This is a genomic window from Salmonella sp. SAL04162 (genome assembly GCF_046551535.1).
Lineage (GTDB): Bacteria > Pseudomonadota > Gammaproteobacteria > Enterobacterales > Enterobacteriaceae > Salmonella > Salmonella enterica.
Genome location: NZ_JBGDVX010000003.1, coordinates 232,121 through 248,090, shown reverse-complemented (window position 1 = coordinate 248,090; position 15,970 = coordinate 232,121). Strand labels below are relative to the sequence as shown.

Sequence of the window (15,970 nt, the reverse complement as noted above, 5' to 3'; positions counted from 1 at the left end):
GAGGCGGCCATGTCTGAGAAAACTTTTCTGGTGGAAATCGGCACTGAAGAGCTGCCACCAAAAGCACTGCGCAGTTTGGCTGAGTCCTTTGCTGCGAACTTCACTGCGGAGCTGGATAACGCCGGCCTCGCGCACGGTAACGTTGAATGGTTTGCCGCCCCGCGCCGTCTGGCGCTGAAAGTGGCGAATCTTGCTGAATCTCAGCCCGATCGCGAAGTCGAAAAACGTGGTCCGGCGATTGCCCAGGCGTTCGACGCCGAAGGCAAACCGAGCAAAGCGGCAGAAGGCTGGGCGCGCGGCTGCGGGATCACCGTTGATCAGGCCGAGCGTCTGAAGACCGACAAAGGCGAATGGCTGCTGTATCGCGCCCACGTGAAGGGCGAAAGTACCGAAGCGCTGGTGCCGAACATGGTAGCCACCTCGCTGGCGAAACTACCGATCCCGAAACTGATGCGCTGGGGCGCGTCTGACGTCCACTTCGTGCGTCCGGTGCACACCGTGACCCTGCTGTTGGGCGATAAGGTCATTCCGGCGACCATCCTGGGCATTCAGTCTGACCGCGTCATTCGCGGCCACCGCTTTATGGGTGAGCCGGAGTTCACCATTGATAGTGCCGATCAGTACCCGCAAATTCTGCTGGAGCGCGGTAAAGTCATTGCCGACTACGAAGCGCGTAAAGCCAAAATCAAAGCGGACGCCGAAGAAGCAGCACGTAAGATTGGCGGTAATGCCGACCTGAGCGAAAGCCTGCTGGAAGAAGTCGCCTCGTTGGTGGAGTGGCCGGTGGTATTGACGGCGAAATTCGAAGAGAAATTCCTCGCTGTGCCTGCCGAAGCGCTGGTGTACACCATGAAGGGCGACCAGAAGTATTTCCCGGTTTATGACAACGCGGGCAAGCTGCTGCCGAACTTTATCTTCGTCGCCAACATCGAGTCGAAAGATCCGACCCAGATTATCTCCGGTAACGAGAAAGTGGTGCGTCCGCGTCTGGCGGATGCCGAATTCTTCTTCAACACCGACCGTAAAAAACGTCTGGAAGATCATCTGCCGCGTCTGCAAACCGTGCTGTTTCAACAGCAGTTGGGTACCCTGCGCGATAAGACCGATCGCATTCAGGCACTGGCAGGCTGGATTGCCGGTCAGATTGGCGCTGACGTTAACCACGCCACTCGTGCGGGCCTGCTCTCCAAGTGCGACCTGATGACCAACATGGTCTTCGAGTTCACCGACACCCAGGGCGTGATGGGGATGCACTACGCGCGCCATGATGGTGAAGCGGAAGATGTGGCCGTGGCGCTGAACGAGCAGTATCAGCCACGCTTTGCCGGTGATGACCTGCCGTCTAACCCGGTGGCCTGCGCGTTGGCGATCGCTGACAAGATGGATACTCTGGCGGGTATCTTCGGTATCGGTCAGCATCCGAAAGGCGACAAAGACCCGTTTGCGCTGCGTCGTGCCGCGCTGGGCGTGCTGCGCATCATCGTTGAGAAGAACCTCGCTCTTGATCTGCAAACGCTGACCGAAGAAGCGGCGCGTCTGTATGGCGACAAGCTGACCAATGCTAACGTAGTCGATGATGTGATCGATTTTATGCTGGGTCGCTTCCGCGCCTGGTATCAGGACGAAGGTTACACCGTCGACACCATCCAGGCGGTACTGGCGCGTCGTCCGACCCGTCCGGCAGATTTCGATGCTCGTATGAAAGCGGTATCGCACTTCCGCACCCTGGAAGAAGCCTCTGCGCTGGCGGCGGCGAACAAGCGCGTCTCCAACATCCTGGCGAAAGCCACTGAGCCGCTGAACGATATCGTCCACGCCTCCGTACTGAAAGAAGCGGCGGAAATTGAGTTGGCCAGACATCTGGTTGTGCTGCGTGATAAGCTTCAGCCGTACTTTGCCGATGGTCGTTATCAGGAAGCGTTGATTGAGCTGGCTGCTCTGCGCGCGCCGGTGGATGAATTCTTCGAAAATGTCATGGTTAACGCGGAAGAGAAAGATATCCGTATCAACCGCCTGACGCTGTTGTCGAAACTACGCGAACTGTTCCTGCAGGTTGCGGATATTTCGTTACTGCAATAAGCGTTCAGTTAATTAAACAAAAACCTGCTTTCGGGCAGGTTTTTTTATAATATAAATAGTATCAGTCGATTCGCTAATAATTCTGTAACTCATAGACGCGGTTATTTCTATTGATTGGCAAAAAATATTTCAGGAATACATTAACGCTGGCGGTACGGATATTGGCGTTAGAATAGCTACGGGTGCTTGAGACTGTTTGTCTCAGGTATTCACCAAAAGGCAGACAGAGAAAAGCCCCACCTGACTATACCCAAAATAATTCGAGTTGCTTAAAGGCGGCAAGGGAGTGAGTCCCCAGGAGCATAGATAACTATGTGACTGGGGTGAGCGAGCGTAGCCAACACATAAGCAACTTGAAGTATGAAGGGTATATAAATCAAAAGTGCACTGCGCCCATTATTGATCTCTTCAATAACGAAGCGATCTCCTGCAGTATTTCAGAACGTCCAACCATGCCGATGATCGATGACATACTCATGAAGGCATTTGCCAGACTTGATGCGGGTACCAATCCGGTTCTTCATTCAGATCAGGGCTGGCAATACCGTCATTGATGGTACCAGTATCAGTTGCGAGAGTTTGGCATCATCCAAAGTATGTCCCGCAAAGGCAACTGCCTTGATAATGCCTGTGCAGAATGTTTTTTCGGGACTTTAAAATCAGAAAGTTTTTACACCAGTAAATTTAAGGATATTGATGAACTTAAGATAGCTATTGAGGATTACATACGATACTACAATACCCGACGAATTAGCCTTAGATTTAACGGACTCAGCCCGGTTGAATACCGCCTAAAGAGCTATCCAGGCAGAAATTAACAAGGTCTGTACAGGGATGCTATCAGGAAACCTGAACGTCGGTAGATACGCTCACGCAAATGTCTGCTATGAGCGAGGAACGGACGCCCTATTTCACAAAAATTAGTATTGTTCTACAAGTAACTCTCACAATGAGGTTTTATGAAAATCAGAAGGTTCAGTAATGGGGATGAAATATCGTTATTCAGAGTTTTTTTCTCATCTGTACATACGATCGCATCACACTACTACACACGTGAACAAATTGATGCTTGGGCCCCAGCAGATATCGACCTGGAGCGATGGGCCAATCACATTAAGGAATTACAACCTTTTGTTGTAGAGCTGGATGGTGAAATAGCTGGATATGCAGATGTTCAACCAAATGGATACATTGATCATTTCTTTGTATCAGGAACCTATTCAAGACAGGGGGTAGGGACACTACTGATGAATTGCATTCATGAGGAAGCCAGACAGCGTGGAATTAGTGAACTTACTTCAAATGTAAGTAAGGCTGCGGAAGTGTTCTTTCTACGACACGGCTTTCATATAGTGGAGCGAGGCTTTCCTATTTGCCGTGGAGTGACATTACAAAATGCTCTGATGAGGAAATGTTTGGCGAAATAATAGTCAGCCTGCAGAAAGGCAGCATTGTTCTTTTGCCTTGTTGAACTCAGTAAACCGCTACAATGAGCAATTTCCGCTGCTGGCACAAAGCGAACATCAGTATTCAAAAAATGAAAAAAGACGACTTGATGTATATCGTTTGCTATACATGGTGGTTGTGCTATTCTTGTAAAGCAAATGCTATACAAAGGGTGTCTCATGAAATCAGATGTTCAACTTAACCTTAGAGCTAAGGAATCGCAGCGGGCGCTCATTGATGCAGCTGCGGAAATCCTTCACAAGTCACGTACAGATTTCATTCTGGAAACGGCCTGCCAGGCTGCCGAGAAAGTGATCCTTGACCGCCGTGTATTTAACTTTAACGATGAGCAATATGAGGAGTTCATCAATCTGCTTGATGCACCGGTCGCAGATGATCCCGTTATCGAAAAACTGCTGGCAAGGAAACCTCAGTGGGACGTGTAACAGCACCAGAACCTTTGTCCGCTTTTCATCAGGTAGCTGAGTTCGTCAGCGGTGAAGCTGTGCTCGATGACTGGTTGAAGCAAAAGGGCCTCAAAAACCAGGCTCTCGGAGCGGCCAGAACATTTGTGGTGTGCAAGAAAGACACGAAGCAAGTAGCCGGTTTTTACTCTCTGGCCACCGGCAGCGTCAACCATACAGAAGCGACAGGCAATCTTCGGCGTAACATGCCAGATCCCATCCCTGTCATTATACTTGCCCGTCTTGCTGTCGATCTCTCATTCCATGGAAAAGGGCTTGGTGCTGATTTACTTCATGATGCAGTGCTTCGTTGCTATCGGGTTGCCGAGAATATTGGTGTACGTGCAATCATGGTTCATGCACTTATCGAAGAAGCCAAAAATTTCTACATTCACCATGGTTTCAAATCATCACAAACTCAGCAGCGAACTTTGTTCCTTAGGCTCCCTCAATAGAATGCAAAGACTGTTACGTTCAAATCGCTATAAGCGATAATTTGATAGAACGTCTAAGGTTAAATTCAGGAAGAATACGACGAACAAAATATTGATGAGACAGGAATCCGCGTGATGCAAGAAAGCAACGGAATGGATAATTCGATTGCGGACAATGTTATTTAGTTATAGCCAGAAACAAAAAAGAGCCCATGTATTAAATGGACTCTTTCGCTGATGCCTCGGTTAATCTGTCCAGGTTTTGGGGTCAGTACAAAGTGAGCCCACCTCTGCCATTCTTGTGGCGTTATGCATTCTCAAGGCACCCTGTTAATTTTATCTTGTTGGCGCTTTGTAGGCCCGATAACCCATTATGTTATCGGGCATTTTTTTAACGTAATGGTAATTCCGTCAGACAGGTCTGGCTGTCATCTCTGGTGGCAATGGCATGTGACGCCGTTTTACCGTTGTAGCTTACTTCCAGCGTCCCTTCCATATTGCGCGGTAGCCAAACACCGATAAATCCGTTTCGATAGCTTTGCATCTCTTTTTGTACGATGACAGCGCCTTTACTGTCTGTCACTTTTACAGTGAACGGTTTATTCGGCATTTCTCCCTGACAGCCGGAAAGGCTGTGGTTAAAACAGGGGTGTGTCCGCCATTCATAGGGCGCAAAAGAGAGATAGAATTTGTCGCCTAACGGCAGCGTATAAATCTGCTCTCCGTCAGATAATTTGAGCTCGGTACTGGTAATCGACGCGGAGTAAGGCAAAGGACGGCTCTGCGGCGTCTGATCAATCGTATCCACGATCTGCTCAACCGTTTTTCCCGCCAGCCCATGTTGCGCCAGAAAAGCGGATTCTGCGGATGCCGCAAGCGCGGAGCCGCTGGCGCATAAACCCAAAAGTAATAACCATGATGATTTCGACATAACTTCAATTCCTTGTGAACAATCTCCCTGCCTACTATAGGGGTTCCCCTAAGGGAAAGGTCAAAGGAACGCAGGGTAAAGTAATGCAAAGTTATGCTGGGGGAGAGGGGGAATTGGAATAAAAAAATCCCCGCCATCAGGCAGGGATTCAAAATTCTGAGCTTTTTAAGCTTACAGGCTGGTTACGTTACCAGCTGCCGGGCCTTTAGCGCCGCTTTCGATGGTGAAGGAAACTTTCTGACCTTCGTCCAGAGATTTGTAACCATCGTTCTGAATAGCGGAGAAGTGTACGAACACGTCTTTAGAACCGTCATCAGGAGTAATAAAGCCGAAGCCTTTATCAGCGTTGAACCATTTTACGATACCAGTCATTTTACCGGACATAGTGTATTACCTTTTAAAAAATAAGTGTGCCTTTCGGCGTTATGGCGTGCTTTACAGATTTTTTAAGCGTTAAGGAAATGCGCACTACGAGGGGTATCTAATGGATAACTCTTGAAGGGACTTGCCTTACTAAACTGCTTTAATGGTCTGTACGTCAAACCGTTGAGCACATTAACTCATGTAATGCCGGGCGATGCAACTTTTATTTTACTTTATTTCTCCAGGTCAGGAATCGGGCGGGGAAAACGGTCCTTGCGCAGGACCGTTAAAACAGAGAGGGGTAAAAATTACTCCATCAATTGCTTACTTAAGCGTGGGTTCGCCTGTATCAGGCGCATCAATTTGAGCTCTGCTGGCGTGGGTTTTTCGCGTTTCGATTCCCATTCCTGAACCATGGCAACCGTTACGCCCAGCGCTCTGGCGAATTCATCTGTTTTTAGTCCCGTCCCTCTCCGTAACTGTTCAAATTCGGTAAAAGGATTGGGTTTTTGCGTCAGGGTGATCTTTCGCGTTTCATCTTTAAAAACAATTTGTTCCAGGCTGCTCAGCAGCTCAAACATCGGATCTTTATATTCCATTGAGAACTCCTGTAAATCACACAGCGGGATCGTGAAGTGCATCGAAGCCTCTTAAGAATAGTCGGGAAACTTGCGGGTGGGGGGTGACGCGCCGCCAGGAAGCGCTATCGATTCGTTTCGATGCCTTACGCTACGCGACTTTTAGGACGCTAACAATTTGATCCAGGAAGGTATATCCGTCTTTCAGAAAATAATTGTAAAGATTAAAAAAATATTACATCCCCCGCTGGAAAGCTTTCTTGCCGCGTTTTTTATCGCAGTGTCAGGTCAAAAATTAACAATAAAATAACAAATTAAGCATTGATGCAGATAAACATAATTTTCCGCTACAAGATCGCGTGGAAAGGGTATCCTGCAAGCCTGACCTGGACTATCCTTGTAAGCCGTCAGGCACGCAGGTGTCGTTGTGCGCATTTTTGGGTGAAAGGAGTATTAACAATGGCGACAGGTAAGTCCTGCTCTCGCTGGTTTGCGCCTGTTGTGGCGTTATTAATGGTGTTTAGCCTGAGCGGGTGTTTTGATAAAGAAGGCGATCAGCGCAAAGCGTTTGTCGATTTCCTGCAGAATACAGCAATGCGTAGCGGAGAGCGTTTACCAACGCTGACGGCCGATCAGAAAAAACAGTTTGGTCCGTTCGTGTCTGATTACGCGATACTGTATGGCTACTCGCAGCAGGTAAACCAGGCGATGGATTCCGGTCTGCGCCCGGTGGTCGATAGCGTTAACGCCATCCGCGTTCCGCAGGATTATATGACGCAACGTGAGCCGCTGCGGCAGGCAAATGGTTCGTTAGGCGTGCTGGCGCAACAGCTGCAGAATGCAAAACTGCAGGCTGATGCCGCGCATGGCGCGTTAAAGCAGGCCGATGACCTGAAGCCTGTGTTTGATCAGGTCTACAAAAAAGTGGTCACCGTGCCGGCAGATGCTTTGCAGCCGCTGATCCCGGCGGCGCAGATCTTTACGCAGCAGTTGGTACAAGTGGGCGATTATATTGCGCAACAGGGCGAGCAGGTGAGCTTTGTCGCGAACGGCATTCAGTTCCCGACCTCACAGCAGGCCAGCCAATATAATGCGCTGATTGGGCCGTTGGCCTCGCAGCATCAGGCGTTTAATCAGGCCTGGACGGCGGCGGTAAACGCGACTCAGTGATGACAGTCTGCCCGATAAGCGCAAGCCAGCGCTTATCGGGCCTGTAGCGTTATCCCGCCGCCTGCGGATTGACGCAGTTCTTCTCTATTTTTCCCTGCAGCGCATCAATCAAATTATCCACCGCACAGGCCATCATGTTATAGCGCGTCTCATGCGTTGCCGAGCCAATATGCGGTACCGCGACGACATTAGACATGTTCAGCAAGGGCGAATCCACGGATAGCGGTTCCTGTTCAAAAACATCCAGACCTGCCGCATATATTTCACCGTTTTGCAGCGCGGCAATCAGCGCGTTTTCATCGACCACCGGGCCGCGTCCGGCATTAATAAAAATGGCGGACGATTTCATTCTGGCAAACTGTGTTGCGCCAAACAGATGTCGCGTTTCTGCCGTTAGCGGCAGGATCACGCAGACAAAATCAGCCTCCTGCAACAGCGTATCCAGATCGCAGTAGCGGGCGTTAAAACGGTCTTCCGCCTCCTGATGCCGCCGACGGGCGTGATAGAGAACCGGCATGGTAAACCCAAAGTGCGCTCGCTGCGCCAGCGCCATCCCGATACGCCCCATCCCAACGATACCGAGTGTTTTGTGATGCACATCGACGCCAAACCACGCCGGGCCAATGCTTTCTGTCCATTCACCCGCTTTAACCCGTTCTGCGACGTCCACCACGCGGCGGGCAGTGGCCAGCATCAACGCCATCACCGTATCGGCAACGGTTTCCGTCAAAACGGCAGGCGTGTGCATCAGGACTATTTTGCGGGCAGTAAGGGCGTCCACCTCGACATTATCGTATCCCACCGAGATGGTCGACGCCGCGCGTAGCGCCGGCATTTTTTCCAGCAGCGCGCGGTTAACGGTTTCGCTGGCGCCCAGAAGGCCTTGCGCGCTGGCAAATGCCTGCGCGTGTCGCGCGACCGTTTCCGGATGCAGGTTCGGTACCTGGGTGACGGTAAAATGCGCCTCCAGGCGATGCAGCAAATCATCAGGCAGGGTTTTGTAGAGAATGATGGACGGCTTCATGCGACTCTCCGTAAATCAAAAGGTAAGCGCGGCATGCGCCAACCGGAACAGGCTTATTATTAACCCGTTTAGCCATCATCGACCAGCCAATTTCCCCGCTGTCGGCAGCCGTGTCGTGGTAAATAATGAATGAATACCGAGTAATGCGCGATGTATCCGGTCTGGAGAGGGAATAATGCAGGCCGGGTAAAGCATACCGCTTTACCCGGTACGGTAGTTTACTGCAATGGACTCAAGGTAATTTCGACGCGGCGGTTTTGCGCCTTACCTTCTGCCGTACTGTTGCTGGCGATCGGGTTCGCCGGCCCCATTCCGCTGGTACGGATACGGCTGGCGTCGACGCCCTGGGTGATCAGCGAGCTGGCGACGGAGTCAGCACGCTGCTGCGACAGACGCATATTCAGATCGTGGCTACCGGTACTGTCGGTGTAGCCCACCACATTGACGGCGGTCTTGGGATACTCTTTCAGCACCATCGCCACGCCGGTCAGCGTGTTAGCGCCTGCCGGTTTCAGCGTCGCGCTGCTGCTGTCGAAGGTGACATTATTCGGCATATTCAGAATAATATTATCGCCGCTTCGCGTCACGCTAACGCCTGTGCCCCGCATTTTGTCACGCAGTTTCGCTTCTTGTACGTCCATGTAGTAACCCACGCCGCCGCCCAGCGCCGCGCCAGCCGCCGCGCCAATCAGCGCGCCTTTACCGCGATCTTTTTTGGAGGAGGAGAGCGCGCCGATGCCTGCGCCGACCAGCGATCCAATACCCGCGCCAATGCCGGATTTACCTGCTTCGCGTTCGCCGGTGTAAGGGTTTGTTGTGCAGCCAGATACTGCCAGGGCGCCGCTCACGATGGCAGCAATCACAAATACACGTTTTTTCATCTTAAATCCTTATCACTTTTTTATTTTTACCACAGCGACCGTGGCGGTTGATTATGACGTCTGCACATGAAGAAAATTCCAGGGAAAACTCTGAAATTTGTAAGTAACATTGATCGGCAAAATAAATAATCCCAATAATTCAGGAGCGAACCTTGACCCACGCACCATCGCGTCATTCGGTATTGACCGCCGCACACTGGGGGCCAGTCCGCGTTGAAACCGACGGAGAACGCATTTTTGCCTCGTATGGCGAACTCCCGACGGCACACCAAAACTCCCTGCAAACCGTTGTGCATGACCAGGTGCACAGTAAAACGCGGGTTCGCTTCCCGATGGTGCGTAAAGGGTTCCTGGCTTCTCCCGATAAGCCGCAAGGCATACGCGGGCAGGATGAGTTTGTTCGCGTAAGTTGGGATGACGCGCTGGATCTGATCCACGCTCAGCACAAACGTATTCGCGAAAGTTATGGACCATCGTCCATCTTCGCTGGCTCCTACGGTTGGCGTTCGAACGGCGTATTGCATAAAGCGGCTACGTTATTGCAGCGTTACATGGCGCTGGCGGGAGGGTATACCGGCCATCTTGGCGATTATTCCACCGGCGCGGCGCAGGCTATCATGCCTTATGTGGTGGGTGGCAACGAGGTTTACCAGCAGCAGACTAGCTGGCCGGTGGTGCTGGAACACAGCGAGGTGGTGGTGCTCTGGAGCGCGAACCCGCTGAATACTCTGAAAATTGCCTGGAATGCCTCGGATGAGCAGGGGCTCGACTATTTTGCGGCGTTGCGACAAAGCGGCAAGCGCCTGATCTGCATCGATCCGATGCGATCGGAAAGCGTCGACTTTTTTGGCGATAAGATGGAGTGGATCGCCCCGCATATGGGCACCGATGTGGCGTTAATGTTGGGGATCGCCCATACGCTGGTGGAAAACGATTGGCAGGATGAAGCGTTCCTTGCCCGCTGCACGACGGGTTATGACCGTTTCGCCGACTATCTTTTGGGCAAGACCGACGGTACGGCCAAAACAGCGGAATGGGCGGCGGAAATTTGCGGCGTTTCTGCGGTGAAAATTCGTGAACTGGCGGAAATATTTCATCATAACACCACCATGTTGATGGCCGGTTGGGGAATGCAGCGTCAGCAGTTCGGCGAGCAAAAGCACTGGATGATCGTCACGCTGGCCGCAATGCTGGGGCAAATTGGTACGCCTGGCGGCGGGTTTGGTTTTTCTTATCATTTTGCTAACGGCGGAAACCCGACGCGCCGCGCCGCCGTGTTAGCCTCGATGCAGGGAAGCCTCCCTGGCGGGGTCGATGCGGTAGATAAAATACCGGTGGCGCGTATTGTCGAGGCGCTGGAAAACCCCGGTGGGTTTTACCAACACAATGGGATGGATCGCCGCTTCCCGGATATTCGTTTTATCTGGTGGGCGGGTGGCGCGAACTTTACCCATCATCAGGATACCAACCGTCTGATTCGCGCGTGGCAAAAACCGGAACTGGTCGTTATCTCAGAATGTTTCTGGACGGCCGCCGCGAAACACGCGGATATTGTTCTGCCTGCGACCACCAGCTATGAGCGTAACGATTTAACCATGACCGGCGACTATAGCAATCAGCATTTGGCGCCGATGAAGCAGGTCGTGTCGCCCCGGTGGGAGGCGCGGAATGATTTTGACGTTTTTGCTGAACTGAGCGAACGGTGGGAAGCCGGCGGTTACGCTCGGTTCACCGAAGGAAAAAGTGAACTGGCGTGGCTGGAGACTTTCTACAATATTGCCGCCCAGCGTGGTGCCAGCCAGGGGGTGACGCTGCCGCCGTTTGCCGCATTCTGGCAGGCTAACCGTTTACTGGAGATGCCGGAAAATCCCGCCAACGCGCAGTTTGTGCGCTTCGCGGATTTTCGCCGCGATCCTGATAACCATCCGCTAAAAACGGCCAGCGGCAAAATCGAAATCTATTCTGCGCGCATTGCCAGCTATGGTTACGCGGATTGTCCCGGCCATCCGATGTGGCTGGTGCCGGATGAGTGGCACGGGAACGCTGATGCGGGGCAGGTTCAGCTACTTTCCGCGCATCCGGCGCACCGTCTGCATAGCCAGCTTAACTACAGTTCGTTACGGGAGCGGTATGCGGTAGCCGGACGCGAACCGGTGACGATTCATCCGCAGGATGCGACAACGCGTGGAATCGTCGATGGCGATACGGTACGCGTCTGGAATCATCGCGGGCAGGTTCTGGCGGGCGCGGTCGTTACCGACGGAATTCGGCCCGGCGTTATCTGTATTCACGAAGGCGCATGGCCGGACCCTGAACCTACCGCAGGCGGCATATGCAAAAACGGCGCGGTAAACGTCCTGACAAAAGATCTTCCCAGTTCCCGGCTGGGGAACGGTTGTGCGGGCAACACCGCGCTGGTCTGGTTTGAGAAATATACCGGCCCGGCGCTACCGCTTACGGCGTTTGATCCGCCTGCCAACTCATAATCCAGGTGGGGTGGGCGGTATCCTCCTGCCAGGCGCTATCTTCAATACGAAAACCAAGCGCATGGTAGAAGTTTACGGCGGATTGATTTTTCTGGTAAACCTCAAGGCTCAGCAGAGGAAAACGTTGCTGGACATATTCCAGAAGCGCTTTGCCAATGCCGTGTCTTAACGCGTCGGGGGCGACAAATAGCGCCCCGACAAAACGGGCTTCCAGTACGCTGACGAAGCCTTTCAGTTGTCCATTTTCCTCCCATACCCAGGTTTGCGCGGCGGGTAAATAGACGTCGCGTACAATTGCTTCGCTCTCGTGCCAGTAACGTTCTTCGATAAAGGGATGGGCATAAATGGTACTTTTCATCCACAGCGCCAGAATAGACGCCATGTCTTCACTCTGGGATTTGCGAATCATGTTTTTCTCCCGGATGGCAAAAACAGCCGGTAATATGGTCGTTGACCAGTCCGCACGCCTGCATAAAGGAGTAACAGATAGTCGTACCGACAAACTTGAAACCGCGTTTTTTCAATGCCTTAGCAAGCGCATCGGACGCAGGTGTTGAGGTAGGGATCTCACCCAGGCTGGCCGCCTGGGTGATCTGCGGCTGGCCATCAACGAATGACCAGACAAAATCGGCGAAAGACTCGCCGTTTTGCTCCATCGCAAGCCAGGCGCGGGCGTTACTGATAATGGCCTGAATTTTACCGCGATGTCGTATGATGCCCGTGTTCTGCAGCAGGCGTTCAACATCCTCCTCCTGCATAGCTGCGATGCGTACCGGGTTAAACTGATGAAAACAGGCGCGGTAGTTCTCCCTCTTTTTAAGCACGGTGATCCAGGATAAACCGGCCTGTTGACCTTCAAGACAGATCATTTCAAACAGCTTTCTGCTATCGGTTTCCGGTACGCCCCACTCGTTATCATGATAGGCAATATAAAGGGGGTCCTGGCTGACCCAGTCGCAACGCTGCATAGACTTCCTCGTTATTGTGGTTACCGCGAAAATTTCCTTCAACCCGCCTTGACGGGCCCGCTAAAAGGACAATAGTTAATACAGGGCTGATGCCCGACATCCTTCATTCAATGACAATAATATCGCCGAATTCGGCTCTACTCTGGAGTCGCGTTGATGATTGTAAGAAAACGCTGTGGTCGCCGGACATTGCGTTGTCTGGCGGGCCTTATGGCCTGCTCGTTTTTTATCAATACCACGTATGCCTGGCAACAAGAATATATCGCTGAAGCGGCTCCGGGGCATACGACGGAACGCTATACCTGGGACAGCGATCACCAACCGAATTACAACGACATACTGGCCGAACGTATTCAGTCTACGCAAAATACGGTGGGTCCGGTGCTTAGCCTGGCGGATGAAACCCCGCTTGATGCGACCAGCGGTATCAGTATGGGCTGGAATTTTCCGCTTTCCCGACGCGTGACCACTGGGCCGGTCGCGGCGCTGCATTACGACGGTTCGACGTCATCAATGTATAACGAATATGGCGATAGCGCGACGACATTAGCGCTTACCGATCCGTTATGGCACGCCAGCGTCAGTACGTTAGGCTGGCGGGTAAACTCGCAGTTCGGCGATGTCCGTCCCTGGGCGCAAATTAGCTATAACCAACAGTTTGGGGAAAATATCTGGAAAGCGCAGTCCGGGTTGAGTCGTATGACCGCAGGAAATCAGGCGGGAAACTGGCTGGATGTCACCGTAGGCGCGGACGTGTTACTTAACCCGCACATGGCGGCGTATGCGGCATTTTCCCAGGCGGAAAATAGCGCTACGGATAGCGATTATTTGTATACCCTGGGGGTGAGCGCTCGCTTTTAACGAGATAAACCGCCGCCTGGACTTATTAGAAGTTCATCTAATACCCTGTCTATATATTTACAAAAATATATAGGTCAATCACATTCTCTATAGACACTTTTTGCGCTTCCTGTGGTCTACTTAGCCGCGCTGGTAGACTTTCTCACATCTGCGTTAGCCGCATATTTACCTGTTTGATTAAAAAATCGTTGTACAGGTCGTTTTTATCCCGATTCCCAGGGTTTGTTTGCATGAGATACATTAAATCGATGACGCAGCAGAAACTTAGTTTCTTGCTTGCGCTCTATATCGGTCTGTTTATGAATTGCGCCGTGTTTTACCGCCGTTTCGGCAGTTATGCGCAAGAATTTACCATTTGGAAAGGCCTCTCCGCAGTTGTCGAACTTGGCGCCACGGTGCTGGTCACTTTCTTCTTACTTCGTCTTCTTTCACTGTTTGGCCGACGCGTCTGGCGTGTGCTGGCCACGCTGGTGGTGCTGTTTTCCGCTGGCGCCAGTTATTACATGACCTTCCTGAACGTGGTGATTGGCTACGGCATTATTGCGTCTGTTATGACCACCGATATCGATCTCTCGAAAGAGGTGGTGGGGCTGCACTTCGTATTGTGGCTGATTGCCGTGAGCGTGCTTCCGCTCATCTTTATCTGGAGTAACCACTGTCGCTACACGTTGTTGCGCCAGCTACGTACGCCGGGGCAGCGTTTTCGCAGCGCCGCTGTAGTGGTACTCGCAGGCGTAATGGTGTGGGCGCCTATCCGCCTGCTGGATATACAGCAAAAAAAGGTTGAACGGGCGACAGGTATCGACTTACCCAGCTATGGCGGCGTGGTGGCGAACTCCTATCTGCCTTCAAACTGGTTATCTGCGTTAGGGCTGTATGCCTGGGCGCAGGTAGATGAGTCGTCGGACAATAATTCGTTAATAAACCCGGCCAGGAAATTTACCTATGTTGCGCCGAAGGATGGGGATGACACCTACGTTGTTTTCATTATCGGTGAGACGACCCGTTGGGATCACATGGGGATTTTCGGCTACGAGCGTAATACCACGCCGAAGCTGGCGCAGGAAAAAAATCTGGCGGCGTTCCGCGGCTATTCCTGCGATACCGCGACGAAGCTTTCTTTACGCTGTATGTTTGTTCGGGAAGGCGGGGCGGATAATAACCCGCAGCGTACCTTAAAAGAGCAGAATGTGTTTGCCGTTCTCAAACAGCTCGGATTCAGTTCCGATTTGTACGCCATGCAGAGCGAGATGTGGTTCTATAGCAATACCATGGCGGATAATATCTCCTACCGCGAGCAGATCGGCGCCGAGCCGCGTAACCGCGGTAAAACGGTTGATGACATGCTGTTGATTGATGAGATGCAGAACTCGCTTGCCCAGAATCCGGAGGGTAAGCATCTGATTATCCTGCATACTAAGGGGTCGCATTTTAACTATACGCAACGTTATCCGCGCAGCTACGCTCAGTGGAAGCCCGAATGTATTGGGGTCGATAGCGGCTGCACGAAAGCGCAGATGATCAACTCTTACGATAACTCCGTGACCTATGTGGATCACTTTATTACCAGTGTGTTCGATCAGCTACGTGATAAAAAAGCGATTGTGTTCTACGCGGCTGACCACGGCGAGTCGATTAACGAACGCGAACATTTGCACGGTACGCCGCGCAATATGGCGCCGCCGGAGCAATTCCGTGTTCCGATGCTGGTATGGATGTCGGATAAATATCTTGCCAGTCCGCAACATGCGCAGATGTTCGCTCACCTGAAACAGCAGGCGGAGATCAAAGTGCCGCGTCGTCATGTGGAGCTGTACGATACGATAATGGGCTGCCTGGGGTATACATCGCCGGATGGCGGCATTAACCAGAACAACAACTGGTGCCATATTCCCGATGCGCAGAAAGTCGCCGCGAAGTAGGTTGTCTGCCGACTTTCTCGCCGATTGAATTGTATTTTGCGACTAAGGGATTGACGGGCGTGCGCCTGAGCAGTAAGATGCGCCCGCATTCGGTGATTGGCGCAGCCTGGTAGCGCACTTCGTTCGGGACGAAGGGGTCGGAGGTTCGAATCCTCTATCACCGACCAAATTCAGAAACCCTGCTCAGCGAGCAGGGTTTTTTTGTATCTGAAGCCTGACGAGGATGAGAACCTCCGGGGGCAAGAGGTTCGACTCGAGCGCAGCGAGAGAACGTTGCGTCAGCAACGGCCCGCAGGGCGAGCCACGCAGTGGCGAGTCATCCTCTATCACCGACCAAATTCAGAAACCCTGCTCAACAAGCAG

At 52.1% G+C, this 15,970-nt stretch carries 15 protein-coding genes, 1 tRNA gene, 1 other RNA gene and 1 pseudogene; 11 read left to right on the top strand and 7 right to left on the bottom strand.

Annotation, left to right across the window (positions count from 1 at the left end; genetic code table 11):
- Positions 1-9: 9 nt before the first annotated feature.
- The 5 genes and pseudogenes from glyS to ACLJRH_RS08035 all read left to right on the top strand — a co-directional run bounded on the left by glyS (position 10) and on the right by ACLJRH_RS08035 (position 4,444).
- On the top strand, positions 10-2,079 hold the full coding sequence (gene glyS, locus ACLJRH_RS08055) for a glycine--tRNA ligase subunit beta (RefSeq protein WP_001291742.1): 2,070 nt from the start codon (positions 10-12) through the stop codon (positions 2,077-2,079).
- A gap of 389 nt (positions 2,080-2,468) precedes the next feature.
- A pseudogene (locus ACLJRH_RS08050) lies at positions 2,469-2,897 on the top strand (transposase); the annotation flags it as partial.
- A gap of 141 nt (positions 2,898-3,038) precedes the next feature.
- Positions 3,039-3,506: a GNAT family N-acetyltransferase gene (locus tag ACLJRH_RS08045; RefSeq protein ID WP_000702452.1), complete on the top strand. Its 468-nt coding sequence runs from the start codon at positions 3,039-3,041 to the stop codon at positions 3,504-3,506.
- A gap of 177 nt (positions 3,507-3,683) precedes the next feature.
- Positions 3,684-3,971, top strand: coding sequence for a DUF1778 domain-containing protein (locus tag ACLJRH_RS08040; RefSeq protein ID WP_000965886.1), 288 nt, complete (start codon positions 3,684-3,686; stop codon positions 3,969-3,971).
- Positions 3,959-4,444 (top strand): GNAT family N-acetyltransferase, encoded by a 486-nt coding sequence (locus ACLJRH_RS08035; RefSeq protein ID WP_000533907.1) that lies wholly within the window; start codon positions 3,959-3,961, stop codon positions 4,442-4,444. Before ACLJRH_RS08040 ends, ACLJRH_RS08035 begins: the two co-directional genes overlap by 13 nt.
- A gap of 370 nt (positions 4,445-4,814) precedes the next feature.
- Here the strand turns inward: ACLJRH_RS08035 and cueP are convergent, their stop codons facing one another.
- The 3 genes from cueP to ACLJRH_RS08020 form a co-directional block, all read right to left on the bottom strand.
- Positions 4,815-5,354, bottom strand: coding sequence for a copper-binding periplasmic metallochaperone CueP (gene cueP, locus ACLJRH_RS08030; RefSeq protein WP_000047140.1), 540 nt, complete (start codon positions 5,352-5,354; stop codon positions 4,815-4,817).
- A 171-nt stretch (positions 5,355-5,525) separates the two neighbouring features.
- Positions 5,526-5,738 (bottom strand): RNA chaperone/antiterminator CspA, encoded by a 213-nt coding sequence (gene cspA, locus ACLJRH_RS08025; RefSeq protein ID WP_000014594.1) that lies wholly within the window; start codon positions 5,736-5,738, stop codon positions 5,526-5,528.
- Between the two features lie 287 nt (positions 5,739-6,025).
- On the bottom strand, positions 6,026-6,316 hold the full coding sequence (locus tag ACLJRH_RS08020) for an HTH-type transcriptional regulator (protein WP_000455790.1): 291 nt from the start codon (positions 6,314-6,316) through the stop codon (positions 6,026-6,028).
- A gap of 438 nt (positions 6,317-6,754) precedes the next feature.
- On the opposite strand from ACLJRH_RS08020, the gene ACLJRH_RS08015 reads away from it, so the two are divergent.
- Positions 6,755-7,465, top strand: a complete 711-nt coding sequence (locus tag ACLJRH_RS08015; protein WP_000190524.1) for a DUF3053 domain-containing protein — start codon at positions 6,755-6,757, stop codon at positions 7,463-7,465.
- Positions 7,466-7,514: 49 nt separating this feature from the next.
- Here the strand turns inward: ACLJRH_RS08015 and ghrB are convergent, their stop codons facing one another.
- Both ghrB and ACLJRH_RS08005 read right to left on the bottom strand, forming a co-directional pair.
- Positions 7,515-8,489, bottom strand: a complete 975-nt coding sequence (ghrB, locus tag ACLJRH_RS08010; protein ID WP_000804678.1) for a glyoxylate/hydroxypyruvate reductase GhrB — start codon at positions 8,487-8,489, stop codon at positions 7,515-7,517.
- A gap of 218 nt (positions 8,490-8,707) precedes the next feature.
- Entirely contained in the window at positions 8,708-9,370 is a 663-nt protein-coding gene (locus ACLJRH_RS08005) for an OmpA family lipoprotein (RefSeq protein ID WP_000747548.1), read from the bottom strand.
- Between the two features lie 152 nt (positions 9,371-9,522).
- Between ACLJRH_RS08005 and ACLJRH_RS08000 the strand changes: the two genes are divergently transcribed.
- Positions 9,523-11,856, top strand: a complete 2,334-nt coding sequence (locus ACLJRH_RS08000) for a molybdopterin guanine dinucleotide-containing S/N-oxide reductase (protein ID WP_023137371.1) — start codon at positions 9,523-9,525, stop codon at positions 11,854-11,856.
- On the opposite strand, the gene ACLJRH_RS07995 is transcribed toward ACLJRH_RS08000, so the two are convergent.
- The gene (locus ACLJRH_RS07995) at positions 11,825-12,265 is read right to left on the bottom strand and encodes an N-acetyltransferase (RefSeq protein WP_000619902.1); all 441 of its coding nucleotides are present in this window, start codon (positions 12,263-12,265) and stop codon (positions 11,825-11,827) included. The two genes, ACLJRH_RS08000 and ACLJRH_RS07995, sit on opposite strands and share 32 nt — an antisense overlap.
- On the bottom strand, positions 12,243-12,824 hold the full coding sequence (gene tag / locus ACLJRH_RS07990; protein ID WP_001188424.1) for a DNA-3-methyladenine glycosylase I: 582 nt from the start codon (positions 12,822-12,824) through the stop codon (positions 12,243-12,245). Before tag ends, ACLJRH_RS07995 begins: the two co-directional genes overlap by 23 nt.
- A 156-nt stretch (positions 12,825-12,980) precedes the next feature.
- Here tag and ACLJRH_RS07985 point away from each other — a divergent pair, with 156 nt between their 5' ends.
- The 4 genes from ACLJRH_RS07985 to ACLJRH_RS07970 all read left to right on the top strand — a co-directional run bounded on the left by ACLJRH_RS07985 (position 12,981) and on the right by ACLJRH_RS07970 (position 15,943).
- On the top strand, positions 12,981-13,685 hold the full coding sequence (locus tag ACLJRH_RS07985) for an autotransporter outer membrane beta-barrel domain-containing protein (RefSeq protein ID WP_023137372.1): 705 nt from the start codon (positions 12,981-12,983) through the stop codon (positions 13,683-13,685).
- Between the two features lie 230 nt (positions 13,686-13,915).
- A complete protein-coding gene (eptB, locus tag ACLJRH_RS07980; protein WP_001269257.1) occupies positions 13,916-15,607 on the top strand; it encodes a kdo(2)-lipid A phosphoethanolamine 7''-transferase in 1,692 nt (563 codons plus the stop codon).
- A gap of 90 nt (positions 15,608-15,697) precedes the next feature.
- A tRNA-Pro gene (locus ACLJRH_RS07975) sits at positions 15,698-15,774 on the top strand.
- A gap of 35 nt (positions 15,775-15,809) precedes the next feature.
- A non-coding RNA gene (locus tag ACLJRH_RS07970) (RtT sRNA) lies at positions 15,810-15,943 on the top strand.
- Positions 15,944-15,970 lie beyond the last annotated feature (27 nt).